The 14,451-nt window shown below is 53.9% G+C and carries 16 protein-coding genes and 1 pseudogene; 5 read left to right on the top strand and 12 right to left on the bottom strand.

The genetic code is table 11. The annotated features are described in order from the left end of the window. Nucleotides 1-7 precede the first annotated feature (7 nt). The 9 genes and pseudogenes from ACLW56_RS05670 to ACLW56_RS05630 all read right to left on the bottom strand — a co-directional run. Entirely contained in the window at nucleotides 8-328 is a 321-nt protein-coding gene (locus tag ACLW56_RS05670) for a prepilin-type N-terminal cleavage/methylation domain-containing protein (protein WP_330982831.1), read from the bottom strand. Next, nucleotides 313-720, bottom strand: a complete 408-nt coding sequence (locus ACLW56_RS05665; RefSeq protein WP_330982830.1) for a DUF2509 family protein — start codon at nucleotides 718-720, stop codon at nucleotides 313-315. The genes ACLW56_RS05670 and ACLW56_RS05665 overlap by 16 nt, the downstream gene beginning before the upstream one ends. Next, nucleotides 717-1,274: a prepilin peptidase-dependent protein gene (locus tag ACLW56_RS05660; RefSeq protein ID WP_330982829.1), complete on the bottom strand. Its 558-nt coding sequence runs from the start codon at nucleotides 1,272-1,274 to the stop codon at nucleotides 717-719. Before ACLW56_RS05660 ends, ACLW56_RS05665 begins: the two co-directional genes overlap by 4 nt. Beyond that, nucleotides 1,265-1,735, bottom strand: a complete 471-nt coding sequence (locus ACLW56_RS05655; protein ID WP_330982828.1) for a prepilin peptidase-dependent protein — start codon at nucleotides 1,733-1,735, stop codon at nucleotides 1,265-1,267. The genes ACLW56_RS05660 and ACLW56_RS05655 overlap by 10 nt, the downstream gene beginning before the upstream one ends. 328 nt (nucleotides 1,736-2,063) lie before the next feature. Then, the gene (gene thyA / locus ACLW56_RS05650) at nucleotides 2,064-2,858 is read right to left on the bottom strand and encodes a thymidylate synthase (RefSeq protein ID WP_330982827.1); all 795 of its coding nucleotides are present in this window, start codon (nucleotides 2,856-2,858) and stop codon (nucleotides 2,064-2,066) included. Nucleotides 2,859-2,864: 6 nt separating this feature from the next. Further along, complete coding sequence (gene lgt, locus ACLW56_RS05645) at nucleotides 2,865-3,737, bottom strand: prolipoprotein diacylglyceryl transferase (RefSeq protein WP_330982826.1); 873 nt, start codon at nucleotides 3,735-3,737, stop codon at nucleotides 2,865-2,867. 184 nt (nucleotides 3,738-3,921) lie between these two features. Then, on the bottom strand, nucleotides 3,922-6,168 hold the full coding sequence (gene ptsP / locus ACLW56_RS05640; protein ID WP_330982825.1) for a phosphoenolpyruvate--protein phosphotransferase: 2,247 nt from the start codon (nucleotides 6,166-6,168) through the stop codon (nucleotides 3,922-3,924). A gap of 12 nt (nucleotides 6,169-6,180) precedes the next feature. Continuing rightward, on the bottom strand, nucleotides 6,181-6,711 hold the full coding sequence (rppH, locus tag ACLW56_RS05635; protein WP_330982824.1) for an RNA pyrophosphohydrolase: 531 nt from the start codon (nucleotides 6,709-6,711) through the stop codon (nucleotides 6,181-6,183). Between the two features lie 364 nt (nucleotides 6,712-7,075). After that, a pseudogene (locus ACLW56_RS05630) lies at nucleotides 7,076-7,207 on the bottom strand (hypothetical protein); the annotation flags it as partial. Between ACLW56_RS05630 and ACLW56_RS05625 the strand changes: the two are divergent. From ACLW56_RS05625 to ACLW56_RS05610, 4 genes are all read left to right on the top strand, one after another. After that, complete coding sequence (locus tag ACLW56_RS05625) at nucleotides 7,153-7,338, top strand: hypothetical protein (protein ID WP_415377594.1); 186 nt, start codon at nucleotides 7,153-7,155, stop codon at nucleotides 7,336-7,338. The pseudogene ACLW56_RS05630 and the gene ACLW56_RS05625 overlap by 55 nt on opposite strands. A 56-nt stretch (nucleotides 7,339-7,394) precedes the next feature. Then, nucleotides 7,395-8,081 carry a DNA mismatch repair endonuclease MutH gene (gene mutH / locus ACLW56_RS05620; protein WP_330982823.1) on the top strand — a complete coding sequence of 229 codons (687 nt, stop codon included), beginning with the start codon at nucleotides 7,395-7,397 and terminating at the stop codon, nucleotides 8,079-8,081. A 69-nt stretch (nucleotides 8,082-8,150) separates the two neighbouring features. Continuing rightward, nucleotides 8,151-8,864 (top strand): TerC family protein, encoded by a 714-nt coding sequence (locus tag ACLW56_RS05615; protein WP_330982822.1) that lies wholly within the window; start codon nucleotides 8,151-8,153, stop codon nucleotides 8,862-8,864. Between the two features lie 124 nt (nucleotides 8,865-8,988). Further along, nucleotides 8,989-9,207, top strand: a complete 219-nt coding sequence (locus ACLW56_RS05610) for a YgdI/YgdR family lipoprotein (RefSeq protein ID WP_330982821.1) — start codon at nucleotides 8,989-8,991, stop codon at nucleotides 9,205-9,207. A 108-nt stretch (nucleotides 9,208-9,315) separates the two neighbouring features. On the opposite strand, the gene ACLW56_RS05605 is transcribed toward ACLW56_RS05610, so the two are convergent. After that, entirely contained in the window at nucleotides 9,316-9,462 is a 147-nt protein-coding gene (locus tag ACLW56_RS05605) for a hypothetical protein (RefSeq protein ID WP_330982820.1), read from the bottom strand. A 36-nt stretch (nucleotides 9,463-9,498) separates the two neighbouring features. Between ACLW56_RS05605 and ACLW56_RS05600 the strand changes: the two genes are divergently transcribed. Beyond that, on the top strand, nucleotides 9,499-10,539 hold the full coding sequence (locus ACLW56_RS05600; protein WP_330982819.1) for an NADP(H)-dependent aldo-keto reductase: 1,041 nt from the start codon (nucleotides 9,499-9,501) through the stop codon (nucleotides 10,537-10,539). A gap of 115 nt (nucleotides 10,540-10,654) precedes the next feature. On the opposite strand, the gene lplT is transcribed toward ACLW56_RS05600, so the two are convergent. Together lplT and aas are read right to left on the bottom strand one after the other, a co-directional pair. Next, the gene (gene lplT / locus ACLW56_RS05595; RefSeq protein ID WP_330982818.1) at nucleotides 10,655-11,851 is read right to left on the bottom strand and encodes a lysophospholipid transporter LplT; all 1,197 of its coding nucleotides are present in this window, start codon (nucleotides 11,849-11,851) and stop codon (nucleotides 10,655-10,657) included. Then, entirely contained in the window at nucleotides 11,844-14,003 is a 2,160-nt protein-coding gene (gene aas / locus ACLW56_RS05590) for a bifunctional acyl-ACP--phospholipid O-acyltransferase/long-chain-fatty-acid--ACP ligase (protein ID WP_330982910.1), read from the bottom strand. Before aas ends, lplT begins: the two co-directional genes overlap by 8 nt. Nucleotides 14,004-14,451 lie beyond the last annotated feature (448 nt).

Genomic DNA, 14,451 nt, shown 5'->3' with positions numbered 1-14,451 from the left:
TAAGCCATTAACGGTGTGGGCAATGCAGACGGGACATTTTCCCCTGTCGGCCCAATGGCGTGGTGATCGTGACTGAGATGCTGACACATCTTTGGTAACTTGTCTGCACACGGTTGGCCTGCCAGTTATCGCCTGGAGGTGTGCTTTGCCGCTGTGTTTGCCGCCATGCTTCACGCCAGAGCTGCCGGTATTGAGCAAGCTGCGCATTCCCGTTGGTAATATGGCTTATCCCGCCGGTAAGCGCGGTGACCACCATGATCATCAACACCACGCTGAGCAATACCTCTGGCAGGCTAAAACCTTGCTCTCGATTTAAGGAAGCAGACATTGTGCCGCCTCCTTACGTGGGCAGAAATCGCTCCAGCCATGGTTATCAAACTGAAGAACATTGTTATCTAAAGCCCCTATGAGCCATCGAAACTGCCCGCCGCTGTTTGCCATCATGAGTACCGTGTCATCTTCAAAAACGCGCAAACAAACGCGCCCAGTATAAAGGGCCATTTGCACACATTGTTCATCCTGCCCTGACGTCCAGGAATTCACGCTTCCCCATTCCAGCAAAGAATCTGCGTTGGCGCTCTCCTGCAAGGCGGTCATTTCCATGTTGGTTTGCAAGAGCAACGCCTGATGCTGAACACCCAGCCCCTGCAATGTCAGGCTGCCAAGCACCAACATCAGCAAAACCAGCAGCAAAGAGGACATGCCTTGCTGATTCTTCACAGATTATGTCCTGTCACGCTGTAGCGGGCGGACACCTGAGTTTCCGGGCGCGATGTCAAATGTCCTTGCAGGTTTATAGTGAACTCAGGCGGAAACCCGCTGCTGTCGTGGCGGGTGATGCTCAAGTCGTCAATCAGCATAAAATCAGGATCCGTCATTTTCTCCCATCCTTTTCCCGCGCAGCTTGTCGCCCCGCGCAGCGTTTCAATTGCGCCGTTTTGCAGTCTGATGCCAGTCACTTCAGCCGTGTTGGCGGGTGTCTCTTCCCACTTGCCGTTCAGGTTGCTGTCCCAGCGCGATAGCAGGCAATGTGATTCAAGTACAAGCCCTTCTCCGACGCAGGTTCCGCGGCAAAAGCCTGCTCGCTGTATCTGGCGAGAGATCGTAAACACTCGCTGCCAGATTTCCTCGTTCAGCGCCTGACGCTGGGTTTGCTTTATCGCCATCATTTGTAATGCTGGTAAAAACCGCGCGGTGGCGAGCAAGAGCACACTGCTGATCGCCATCGCGATTAGCACCTCCACCAGCGAAAACCCCTGTTGATTTACTGACACGCGACGTCACTCCCGTCCCTGCATAAACGGACTCGCCCCCAGTTAGAGATAACGATGGTCCAACTGGTATCACCGCTTTTAAGCGTGATATGCCCAGGCCAGGCAGTGTTGCGTAAGCCGTAAAAAGCCAGCGACGGGGTCAGTTCACTGAGCACCACCTCAGGCCACTGCGGGCGCAGCACAAACAGATGTTCAGATGTGCAATCCGCTGTGCCTTCGTCTGCCGCATTCAGGCACCAGCTTGTGCCGTGGCTCTCTTTTCGCGGAAGGCGATCGCGGTTATGCCAGTTTGCGTCATTACGCAACATCACCAGATAGTCCCTGACCTGCGAAGCAGTTTGCCAAAGCCGCTGTTGCTGCTGCCAGCGTTGCCAGCCATAAAGCCCGCCTGCGCTGAGGGCAATCATCAGCGATATCGCGACCAGCATTTCAATAAGGGTGTAGCCCTGTTCTCGTTTCATGGGCGAACTATGTCGCTTGCGAAAAGGCAATGCGAACAGGAAATCAGGATATTACGAGGAGGATTCAGCACAAACGGCGTGGCTTGCAGGCCGTTGCATTAACACAGGAAGCGCGCCTCAGAAAAAACAAAACCGGCCATTGGCCGGTTGAGAGTGATGACAAACCTCTAACGAATGAGATTTGTCATAGGGTACCGAATAAAAAAACAAGGAAAATCAATTTATTGATTTTCGGCTGATAACCACAATGAAGGAAAAACCACGCTTTTTCCTTCTTTGTCAGCAGTCTGAACCGGCCATTGGCCGGTTTGGATAAGCGTGACTCAGATTAGATAGCCACTGGCGCTTTAATGCCCGGGTGCGGGTCATAACCTTCGATTTCAAAATCATCAAACTGGTAGTCAAAGATAGACGCCGGTTTACGTTTGATAATCAGCTTTGGCAATGCTCGCGGCTCGCGGGTCAGCTGCAGGTGAGTCTGTTCCATGTGGTTGCTGTACAGGTGCGTATCGCCCCCGGTCCAGACAAAATCACCGACTTCCAGGTCGCACTGCTGCGCCATCATGTGCACCAGCAGCGCATAGCTGGCGATGTTGAACGGCAGGCCGAGGAACACGTCGCAGGAACGCTGATACAGCTGGCAGGAAAGTTTACCGTCTGCCACGTAGAACTGGAAAAATGCGTGGCACGGTGCCAGCGCCATTTTATCCAGTTCGCCCACGTTCCAGGCAGAAACGATGATGCGGCGTGAATCCGGATCGTTTTTCAGCTGGTTCATGACGGTGGTGATTTGATCGATGTGACGACCATCCGGAGTGGGCCACGCGCGCCATTGCTTGCCGTAAACCGGCCCAAGATTGCCCTGCTCGTCTGCCCATTCATCCCAAATGGAGACATTGTTTTCATGCAGGTAAGCCACGTTGGTGTCGCCTTTCAGGAACCACAGCAGTTCATGAATGATTGAGCGCAGATGGCAGCGCTTGGTGGTCACCAGCGGGAAACCTTCCTGCAGGTTAAAACGCATCTGGTGGCCGAAAATCGACAGCGTGCCGGTCCCGGTGCGGTCATTTTTTTGGGCGCCTTCATCAAGCACCTTTTGCATCAAATCAAGATACTGTTTCATGGTTCCTCAGGACACTTGTTGCTGCGGGCGACGATAAGCCCAAACCATCATGATAATCCCCGCGAGCACCATCGGAATGGACAGGATCTGGCCCATGCTGATGTACTGCACCCACGCGCCGGTGAACTGCGCATCTGGCTGGCGGAAAAACTCAACGATGATGCGGAATAAGCCGTAGCCAATCAGGAACAGCCCTGATACCGACCCGGTAGGACGTGGTTTGCGGATAAACAAATTAAGGATGATAAACAGCACCACGCCTTCAAGCGCCAGCTCATAGAGCTGCGAGGCATGACGCGGCAGCACGCCGTATTGATCAAACAGAGACTGCCATTCCGGGTGCGATGGCAGCAGCGCCAGATCTTCTGCACGGGAGCCCGGGAACAGCATCGAGAAGCGGAAACTCGGATCAACGCGGCCCCACAGCTCACCGTTGATAAAGTTGCCCAGACGCCCGCAGCCCAGACCAAATGGGATCAGCGGCGCAATGAAATCGGCCACCTGGAAGAAGGTGCGTTTAGTGCGTTTCGCAAAGACGATCATCACCACAATCACGCCAATCAGGCCGCCGTGGAAGGACATCCCGCCGTCCCAGACGCGGAACAGGTAGAGCGGGTCTTGCAGGAAAACAGGCATGTTGTAAAACAGGACATAGCCAATACGCCCGCCGAGGAAAACCCCGAGGAAGCCTGCATACAGCAAGTTTTCGACTTCGTTTTTCGTCCAGCCGCTGCCCGGACGATTCGCCCTGCGCGTAGCCAGCCACATGGCGAACACAAACCCCACCAGGTACATCAAGCCATACCAGTGAAGCGCAACCGGTCCGATGGAGAAAATCACCGGATCGAAGTCCGGGAAATGCAGATACCCACTGTTCATCTGTCACCACAAATACTTGTTATTCCGCTGAAAGTGGTCAGCGGTAGCGATCTGCAGCCAAACGGCTGCTCCAAAGTGGCGAATGATAGCATAAGCCGGGAAAGGGTGAGGCGAGGAAAGATGTAAAAGATCTGTATAGCTAAATGATCGAACCCTCTTCGGTGATGAAGAGGGTCTTCAGGCTTTAGCGACCGCCGCGAATTAAACCACCCAGCCCACGGCGTTCCATAAAGGCGGCCACCTGATGGCGCACTTCCGTGGTGAGTTGCGCCTCGAGACTGCGCTGCGCCAGATTCTGCGCATCGGCCAGTTCGATGTTGCGAAGCATGTATTTTACACGAGCGACAGAACGCCCGTTCATCGAAAGATGGCGGAACCCAAGACCAATCAGAATGGTGACGCACATCGGATCGCCCGCCATTTCACCGCACACTCGCAGATCGATGTCATGGCGTTCAGCATCTTGCGCAATCATCGACAGGGCTCGCAACAGCGCCGGATGAAGGCTGTCGTAGATGCTTGCCACGCGGGTGTTGTTGCGATCCACCGCCAAAAGATACTGTGTTAAATCGTTAGTCCCGACAGAAATGAAATCCACCCGGCTGCTCAGGTGTGGCATCAGGAAGACCATCGACGGCACTTCCAGCATCACACCGATACGCGGCTTCGGAATTTCATAGCCAATCATCTCTTCCACTTCTCGCCCGGCACGTTCGATCAGGCGTTTTGCCTCATCAATTTCATCAATGCTGGTCACCATCGGCAACAGAATGCTGAGATTCCCCGTTGCCGCATTGGCTCGCAACATGGCGCGAACCTGAACGAGGAAAATTTCCGGCTGATCGAGCGTTATGCGTATACCACGCCAGCCCAGGCATGGGTTCTCTTCACTGATAGGCATGTAAGGCAGTTGTTTATCCGCACCGACATCGAGCGTTCGCAGCGTGACCGGCTTGTCGTTGAACATCTGCAACATGCCCTGATACTGGGAAACCTGCTCTTCTTCAGACGGGAAACCGCTCTGCAGCATGAACGGGATTTCGGTACGATACAGACCGATACCGTCGATGCGGCTACCCAGTTTTTGCTCATGTTCCGGGCTGAGGCCAGCATTGAGCATAACTTTGACTCGTTCGCCCGTTTTCAGTTGTGCCGGACGATCCACGTCGTCTTCAGCGATGCGGCTAAGCTCATTTTCTTCGCTGATGAGACGCTGATATTCCTGCAGCAGCACTGGCTCAGGATCGACCAACAGCTCACCACGATAGCCATCCACCACCAGCATACGGCCATGCAGGGCAGAAGGCTGAATGTCAGCGCCCATCACCGTCGGAATACCCAGCGCACGAACCATAATTGCGGCATGCGAGTTGGCCGCACCGTCTCGCACCACGACGCCCGTCAGCCTGTCTTGCGGCACTTCCGCGAGCGTGGTCGCAGAAAGCTCATCCGCCACCAGCACAAAGCGCTCAGGCCAGGCATTCGCGCCCTGAATGGAATCATCAAGATGGAACAGCAGGCGCTGCCCAAGTGCGCGTAAATCTCCAGAGCGTTCTTTGAGATAACCATCGCTTAGCGCAGCAAACTGGGCGGCGAATTTCTCAATGATGGTTTTGACGGCCCATTCAGCGACGGAGCCTTTGTCCACCTCGGCGAACAGCTCTTTACGCAAACGGGCGTCAGAAAGCAGGTGTGAATAAAGATCGAAAATGGCCGCCGTTTCTTTCTGCGCCCCGGCCGCAAAGCGTTTGCTGTAGCGGCGGAACTCGCCCGCAGCCTCTTCCAGCGCACCTGTCAGGCGTTCACGTTCCAGCGCTGTGTCCAGCGTGGAAGCTTCATAGACCTGCTCCATCAGCGGGAGAGTGGCATCCATCCAGCCTTCAGCTATCGCCACGCCCGAGGAAGCAGGCAACGCGCGAATACGGGTCTGGCGATACTGGCCAAACAGCGCGGTTAGCTGCGATTGGGAAAGAATGGCTGCCATCTGCGTGGCAAGCGTAACGAGGAAGGACTCTTCGCTTTCATCGTATTGACGAAGTTCCCGCTGCTGAACAACCAGCACACCGAGCAACTGGCGGCGCTGTATGATCGGCACCCCAAGGAAGGCACGGTATTTTTCTTCTTTTACAGACGGGATGTATTTGAAGCTGGGGTGTTTTTGCGCATCGGCAAGGTTAATGGGTTCCGCCAGGCGGCCCACCAGGCCCACAATGCCCTCGTCAAATGCGAGCGTAATGGTGCGGCCCCGTGGTTTTTTCAGCCCCCGTGTCGCCATCAGGTAGTAACAGCGCCTGTCGTGATCGGCCAGGTAAACCGAGCAGACCTCGGTTTCCATTGCCTGGCAGATATCCGTGACCAAAATATCGAGAGCCTCGTTAACACGGGGCGCACTGGCCACTTTCTCGACGATTTCTCGCAACCGGGTGAGCATAATGTGCGTGGCTTAACCTCTTTTACGTCGCCAGGCAGGCGCGCTTTGCGGCTTAGGAGGAGCCTCCGTCAGCGACATGACAACACCCGCGAATTCTTTCATCACCCGACGGTAGACATCGCGTTTAAACGACACCACCTGACGCACCGGATACCAGTAACTTACCCAACGCCAGCCATCGAACTCCGGTGTACTGCTGGTTTGCATGTTGATGTCGGCATCACTGCTCATCAACTGCAGAAGAAACCATTTTTGTTTCTGGCCGATACAAACCGGCTTTGTGTCCCAACGCACCAAACGTTTTGGCAACTTGTAGCGCAGCCAGTTTCGGGTAGAAGCCAGTATCCGTACATCTTTACGGCTTAAACCGACCTCTTCAAACAATTCCCGATACATCGCCTGTTCAGCCGTTTCACCTGGATTTATCCCTCCCTGAGGGAATTGCCAGGAGTGCTGACCATACCGTCGGGCCCACATCACCTGGCCCTGGCGGTTGCAGATTACAATTCCAACATTTGGGCGGTAGCCATCGTCATCAATCACCGGACTACCTCTAAATAAGCTTCAATGTGAATGATTGTTTCACACTCGCCGGAAACGGTAAACCACTCTCTTTCGGCAGTAACATCGGATAACATTTGAATAACTCACAGTAATCATCAAAGTTATAAACAGCGAGAGCCTTTTTTGCGCCATTTTATTCACTTTTTCTGTGGATAGACTTGTGAAGAAGTGTGGAATTACCGCGGGAAAACCCTGAATACACCGCAATGCGCTCATCGTCGCTGTAATTATAATAGTAATTTATTCATTAGGTTAGCGTAGTCATTTTTCATTAAACCTGCAACAACGTGATTTTCATCACACAGGAGATCCTTTGACTGATGAAAGATCGAACAACGTCGTTTTTATCCACAGATTGTGCCACTAACTTAGACACTTTTTGTGTGAAAATTGGATTTTCGTCGCACGTCAAGGCTGTAAATCGAAACAGTAGTGGCTCTTTTTCACAGTTATCCCATTTTTCTGTGGATAACAGGGTGTAAGATCCTGTTCATTGTCAGTGACCAGAATGAGGGTAACCTTTTTAACTCGTTAGAATTGGCTCACCCAACGAACAAAAAATACCGTAAAATCATCGCATTGGTTAAGTTTTCCAGAAAGAGGTAAACTTCTTCCACAACGGGATACATCCCCGCTCATTTTTTCACCAAAGGCGTTGCGTTATGTCCATTCTTACTCCACTGCGTCAGCCCCCGCAGTCTGAAGCTCAACTTTTGAGCCAGGCACAGCAACTTGCGGGATACAGCCTGGGTGAGCTGGCGGCGATGGCGAAACTCCCTGTTCCTCCGGATCTAAAGCGTGACAAAGGCTGGATCGGCGTCTTGCTCGAAATCTGGCTGGGCGCCAGCGCAGGCAGTAAACCGGAGCAGGATTTTGCCGCGCTGGGCGTCGAACTGAAGACGATCCCGATAGACAGCAATGGACGTCCTCTCGAAACCACCTTTGTCTGTGTGGCTCCGCTCACCGGCAACAGCGGCGTGACCTGGGAAACCAGCCACGTCCGTCATAAGCTCAAACGCGTGCTTTGGGTGCCTGTCGAAGGCGAGCGCTCCATTCCCCTCGCTGAACGTCGCGTGGGTGCGCCGCTGCTGTGGAGTCCTAACGAGGAAGAGGAACATCAGCTGCGGATGGACTGGGAAGAGCTGATGGATCTTATTGTGCTCGGGCAGGTAGAACGCATCACCGCCCGACACGGCGAGGTCTTACAGCTTCGGCCAAAAGCCGCCAATAGCAAGGCGCTGACGGAAGCCGTAGGGCTTCATGGCGAGCCGATCATGACGCTGCCACGCGGGTTCTACCTGAAGAAGAATTTCACCACTGCCCTGCTCGCTCACCACTTTTTGCTCTGACATTATTCGTTTGGGTTAACCCGTCGCAAAGGCTTATAATCGCACTTTTAGTACCTGGCAGGATTTACAATGTTATTTGCATGGATAACCGATCCCAACGCGTGGATGGCTCTTGGAACGCTGACCATTCTCGAGATTGTCCTGGGTATCGATAATATTATTTTCCTTTCTTTGGTCGTCGCGAAACTCCCTACAGCACAGCGTAACTATGCTCGCCGCCTCGGATTGATGGCTGCGATGCTCATGCGTCTGGCACTGCTGGCCTCTATCGCCTGGGTCGTGAGGCTGACCAACCCGCTGTTTACGCTGTTTGAGCACACATTTTCGGCACGTGACCTTATACTGCTGTTTGGTGGACTCTTCCTTATCTGGAAAGCCTGTAAGGAGATCCACGAAACGATTGAGGGCGAAGAAGAGAGCCTTAAAACCAACGTGCACTCCTTCTTTGGCGCGATAGTGCAGATAATGTTGCTCGATATTATCTTCAGTCTGGATTCGGTGATTACCGCCGTTGGCCTTTCCGACCATCTGTTCATTATGATGGCTGCCGTGGTGATTGCCGTTGGCGTGATGATGTTCGCTGCTCGCCCGATTGGCGAATTTGTTGACCGCCATCCTTCCGTCAAAATGCTGGCGCTTTCCTTCCTGATTCTGGTGGGCTTCACCTTAATGCTGGAAAGTTTCAGTATTCACGTGCCGAAAGGCTATATTTATTTCGCGATGTTTTTCTCTATTGCGGTGGAAAGCCTCAACCTGTTGCGAAACAAAAAGAATCCTCTTTAAACATCTGGCAGCGCCAATTTGCGCGCTGCCCCGCAATCTTTTTAAGATTTTACTGCTTTTTACTTACTGCTTACCGGGTTATTACTAGAATGATAGGAGTTGCGGTCATATGAGGGTGATAACGATGACAAAATGGGCAGTTTTGATTTCCGCGGTAGGGCTGGTTTTTGCTGTTTCCGGTTGCAGCAGTGACTACGTGATGGCAACAAAAGATGGCCGTATGATCCTGACGGACGGTAAGCCAGAAGTTGATGATGACACTGGCCTCATCAGTTACGAAGATCAGCAAGGCAACAGAATGCAAATCAACCGTGACGATGTTTCCCAAATCATTAAGCGCTAAAAGAAAACAGGTCAGCCCCGCTGGCCTCACATTGGCAGACAAAGAAGGAAAAAACGTGGTTTTTCCTTCTTTGTGATGATCAGGTGAAAATCAATGAATTGATTTTCCTTATTTTTTATCAGGTGTTTTTTGTTCGTCCTGCATCGTGATGTGTTCATCATCAGTCTCAGCTCCGCTCCGCTGCCCTTTTTGATTTTTTGCTTCCGCTTTTTCCTCGCATCTGCCATGTTTATATTCCTTTGTCGGGCGGGTCACGCCTGACGTTGTTGATTCAGATAAAGGAAGGCGGCTATGCACTATCACCGTATCCCCCACAGCTCACTGGAGATCAGCACTCTGGGGCTTGGCACAATGACGTTTGGTGAACAAAACAGCGAAGCCGACGCCCATGCACAGCTCGATTACGCCGTTTCTCAGGGCATTAACCTGATTGACGTCGCAGAGATGTACCCTGTTCCTCCTCGCCCGGAAACCCAGGGGCTGACAGAAACTTATGTCGGCAACTGGCTGGCAAAACACGGCAGCCGTGAAAAGCTGGTGCTGGCTTCAAAAGTCAGCGGCCCGTCGCGTAATAACGACAGCGGCATTCGTCCTAATCAGGCACTCGATCGCAAAAACATTCGCGATGCGCTGCATAACAGCCTGACACGACTGCAAACCGACTACCTCGACCTCTATCAGGTTCACTGGCCACAGCGTGCCACTAACTGCTTCGGCAAGCTGGGCTATCAGTGGACCGAGTCACAGCCAGTGGTCACGCTGCTGGAAACCCTTGAAGCACTGGCTGAATTCCAGCGCGCGGGCAAAATTCGCTACATCGGCGTCTCGAACGAAACCGCATTCGGTGTGATGCGCTATCTGCATTTGGCAGATAAGCATGACCTGCCACGTATCGTGACAATCCAGAACCCGTACAGCTTACTGAACCGCAGCTACGAAGTCGGTCTTGCGGAAGTTAGCCAATATGAAGGCGTAGAACTGCTGGCGTATTCTTGCCTGGCGTTCGGCACGCTGACAGGTAAATACCTTAACGGTGCCAAACCAGCGGGGGCGCGTAATACGCTGTTCAGCCGCTTTACTCGCTATAGCGGCGAGCAAGCGCAGAAAGCCGTTGCGGCCTATGTTGATATCGCGAAACGCCACGGCCTTGACCCGGCACAGATGGCGCTGGCGTTTGTCCGTCGTCAGCCGTTCGTCGCCAGCACCTTGCTGGGCGCAACAACGCTGGAACAGCTCAAAACCAACGTGGAGAGCTATCACCTGGAGTTGAGCGAAGACGTGCTGGCGGAAATTGAAGCGGTGCATCAGGTTTATACCTACCCGGCACCGTAGGATGTAAAAAAGGGAACCGCCAGGTTCCCTTTTTATTGCCGGATGGCGCTACGCTTATCCGGCCTACAAAGCGCATTGTGATTTGTAGGCCCTGCAAGCGAAGCGCCGCCGGGCATTATCTATCTTTTTTGCCCCAAGCCCAAAGCACGACAATCGCCAGAGCGAACAACGCGCCAAAGCCAATCCCAACGCCCACGACCGGAATGCCGACCATCACCGCCAGTGAATACAGGCCAAGCATGATAAGCATCGCGCTGTTTTCACCCAGGTTTTGCACGGCAATGGCATTGCCCGCGCCGACGGTGTGCTTCCCGCGTTCCTGTAGCAAGGCATTGAGCGGGACGACAAAGAACCCACCGCAAACCCCAATCAGCAACAGCAGCCCGTAAGCAGGCAGCAGAGCATGCTGCACGGCAAAGATAACCACCAATACGCCAATCAAAATGCCCGCCGGCATACAGCGCGCGACGCTTTCCAGGGTGATGAGTTTCGCCGCGGCCCCTGCGCCTGCCACAATGCCCACCGCAACCATCGCGTTGAGGTACGTCGGCGTGGCGTTATCTGTAATACCCAGCGCCACAGGCACCCATAGCACCAGCAGAAAACGCAGCGTGACGCCCGCGCCCCAAAAGAGGCTGGTGCCAACCAGCGAGAAGCGAGTTTCGCGGTTTAACCACAGCGTTTTACAGGCAGAGAAAAAGCTCTGCGTCATCGCCTTAAAGCGCCACGACTGCCCTGGCCTGGCCGCAGGCAAACGGGTGATAAACAGGTTGGCGACAACCGCTCCGGCATACACAAAGGCGCAAACACCCAGTGCCGCCAGCACGTGCCAGTCGGCGAGTACCCCGCCCGCCACGGAACCCAGCAGGATAGCCGCGATGGTGGAAGACTCCATCAATCCGTTGGCTTTCACCAGTTTATCGCCGGTGGTCAATTCACCCAGAATGCCGTATTTCGCCGGAGAGTAAGCCGCCGCCCCCACGCCCACCAGCGTGTAGCCGATAAACGGGTTCACGCCAGCACAGATGGACGCCGCGCCAATCAGCTTCATGGCGTTGGCGACCATCATTACCCGGCCTTTCGGGAAGCTGTCGGCAAACTGCCCGACAAACGGGGCAAACAGAATGTAAGCGCCCACAAACACCATTTGCAGGATCGGCTGACTCCAGTCCGGGTAGAACTGCTGCTTCATCAGCGCCAGCGTGGCAAACAGCAAAGCATTATCGCCAAACGCCGACAGGAACTGGGCACAGATGACCGCCAGCATGCCTTTCGATCGGAGCGACGTATTAGTGTGTACTGACTCACTCATTATGGTTTTCCGCCTGATCGACCATTCCCTTGAGGGTGACGAAGTCCGGTTTACCGCTGCCGAGCAGCGGCATCTGCTTCAGGAAACGAATATCGCGTGGCACAGCCAGCTCTGGCACACCGCTCGCACGCGCCTGTTGCTGCAGCTTGTCTCGCGTCAGCTCATTATCGGTGGTAAACAGCACCAGCGCCTCGCCCTTACTGGCGTCTTGCTTGATTGCCGTGGCGTGCATTTTGTCGGGTGACACCGCCAGGGCTAATTGCTCAACCATTTCCAGCGACACCATCTCCCCGGCGATTTTCGCAAAGCGCTTAGCGCGCCCTTGAATTTGCACAAAGCCTTGCTCGTCAAACAGCACGATATCCCCGGTGTCGTACCAGCCGGTTTCCACTTCACCGTTATGGTTTTCCGCCGTTGGCGCTTCGAGCACGCCAGGGTTTTCTACGCGCAAATACCCGTTCATGACGTTCGGCCCTTTGAGCTGTAAACGTCCGCCCTGTTCAATGCCCGGCACCGCCAATAAACGTGCATCCATACCTGGCAGAATACGCCCAACGGTGCCCGGCTTTGCCGCCATTGGAACGTTAATGGAAACCACTGGGGCACACTCGGTGACGCCATAACCTTCGAGGATGCGCAGGCCGAATTTGTCCTGCCAGAGCTGTTTGGTGCTCTCCTGCAGTTTTTCCGCCCCGGCGACCACATAGCGAATCTTGCGGAAATCATACGGGTTGGCAAAACGAGCGTAATGCCCAAGGAACGTTGAGGTCCCGAACAGCACGGTGCAGTTACGATCGTAGACCAGTTCCGGAACGATGCGGTAATGCAGCGGGCTGGGGTAGAGGAAGACTTCTGCGCCCGTCAGCAACGGGGTGAACAGACCGACAGTCAAGCCAAAGGAGTGGAACAATGGCAGCGCTGACATAAAGCGGTCTTCAGCGGTGAAGTCGGCAATGGTTTTGATCTGCTCGACGTTGGCGAGAATGCTCTTGTGGCTATGCACCACGCCTTTAGGGTTACCTTCAGAACCTGAAGTAAACAGGATGATGGCCGCATCTTCCGGCTGCTGTTTGACCTGAGCCAGACGCGGAGCCAACAGATGCCCGAAAATCCACAGCTTATCAGCCGTCGTCACGTCGCCTTTCAGATCTTCGAGGAAGACCCAACGCACCTGCGTCAATTGCTCTGGAAGGTGCCACAGTTTGCCTTTATCAAGGAACGTACGGGAGGTGAAAATGGTTTTAATTTCCGCTGCGGTAATCGCGCTGGAAAGCCCTTTAATCCCCGCCGTGTAGTTCATCATCGCCGGAACGCGACCGCGCGCAATCGCGCCGAAAATCACCGCTGCGCTGATCCCTGCGTTAGGCAGCATCAGGCCAATTTTCTCACCCTGCTTGCTGTATTTTTCCAGGATGCGCGCCACAAACAGCGTTTTGGTTAACAGCTTGCGGTAGGTGTCAGGCTGGAAGTTGATGTCTTCGATACAGGCTTTGCGATCGCCATAGCGATACTGCGCTGTCAGCAACGATTCATACAGCGTTTCACGTGGACGCACCGCCATGCGCGCTTCCATCATTATCTGATGCAGCATTTCGCCTGCAATTTTACGGCGATCGCGGGCGCGAGGCGCTTCCGGCATCGGCAGCGAGGTCGGTGGCAGAATATGGATGTCAATGCGCGGGAAAAAGCGGCGTTTCACCAGCCCTTTCAGGCGGCTGGCAAACGTCAGCTCAGCCCCTTCGATACGGACAGGCACCACCACCGCTTGCGCTTTTGCCGCCACAAACGCTGCGCCGTCATAGATTTTCATCAACGAGCCGGTTGTGGAGATACGGCCTTCCGGGAAGATAACCACCGGACGGCCGCTTTCGATCATCCTCACCAGATGCTTGATCGACATCGGCTTGGTGGGGTCCAACGGGACGAAATCCACGATGGGCGCCAACCAGCGCATAAACCATTTCTGGCTGATGGAGGTATAGACGGCAAAGACCGGGCGCACAGGTAAAAACAGCGCCAGCAGCATGCCGTCAATAAAAGAGACGTGGTTGGGGGTGATCAGGACTTTCGGCTGGTTCAACACAGCCGTATTTCCGGTCATCCGAACCCGAAACATCACCCTGAAAAGAAAACGGAAAAAGCCCAAAAGCATATCAACTCCATTTGGCATAAAAAGACTGTTTGCAGGGTACACGAGATGCGCTGGAAATGCAGGACGGGGGTGGTTTTTCGGACAAAAAAAACCTGCGCATCTGCGCAGGTCGGTGCAAGAGATAAGTACGAAGTTCGTACCAAAAAAATCTCACCAATCAATACCTCTGGGATCTTGATTGTGGTCGTTCCTCGCCCCGCTTGCCACTGCGAAAACGCAAAGGAATGAGCGTAAATGCAACGAGGTGTTACGATTCGCGTTAACTGTTACAAGCCACGGATTTTGGGCAAAAAAAAACCTGCGCATCTACGCAGGCTGGTGTAATTCAAGTGGTCTCCCGTTAGGGGTCGACTTCACCTATCAATACCTCTGGGACAGTCAGAGTATCAATCTGGCTGATGACTCCTCCAGCGAACATTCGCAACAGCTCTGCGCAAAGTGTAACTAA

This window comes from Pantoea sp. sgz302252, from assembly GCF_047713085.1.
Taxonomy (GTDB): domain Bacteria; phylum Pseudomonadota; class Gammaproteobacteria; order Enterobacterales; family Enterobacteriaceae; genus Scandinavium.
This window is presented reverse-complemented; position numbering and strand designations above follow the sequence as displayed.

Coding starts and splice junctions, on each gene's coding strand:
- ACLW56_RS05615 (WP_330982822.1), top strand. CDS start 8,151: ATGTTATTTGCATGGATAACCGATCCCAACGCGTGGATGGCTCTTGGA.
- thyA (WP_330982827.1), bottom strand. CDS start 2,858: ATGAAACAGTATCTTGATTTGATGCAAAAGGTGCTTGATGAAGGCGCC.
- lgt (WP_330982826.1), bottom strand. CDS start 3,737: ATGAACAGTGGGTATCTGCATTTCCCGGACTTCGATCCGGTGATTTTC.
- aas (WP_330982910.1), bottom strand. CDS start 14,003: ATGCTTTTGGGCTTTTTCCGTTTTCTTTTCAGGGTGATGTTTCGGGTT.
- ptsP (WP_330982825.1), bottom strand. CDS start 6,168: ATGCTCACCCGGTTGCGAGAAATCGTCGAGAAAGTGGCCAGTGCGCCC.
- lplT (WP_330982818.1), bottom strand. CDS start 11,851: ATGAGTGAGTCAGTACACACTAATACGTCGCTCCGATCGAAAGGCATG.
- mutH (WP_330982823.1), top strand. CDS start 7,395: ATGTCCATTCTTACTCCACTGCGTCAGCCCCCGCAGTCTGAAGCTCAA.
- ACLW56_RS05600 (WP_330982819.1), top strand. CDS start 9,499: ATGCACTATCACCGTATCCCCCACAGCTCACTGGAGATCAGCACTCTG.
- ACLW56_RS05670 (WP_330982831.1), bottom strand. CDS start 328: ATGTCTGCTTCCTTAAATCGAGAGCAAGGTTTTAGCCTGCCAGAGGTA.
- ACLW56_RS05610 (WP_330982821.1), top strand. CDS start 8,989: ATGACAAAATGGGCAGTTTTGATTTCCGCGGTAGGGCTGGTTTTTGCT.
- ACLW56_RS05655 (WP_330982828.1), bottom strand. CDS start 1,735: ATGAAACGAGAACAGGGCTACACCCTTATTGAAATGCTGGTCGCGATA.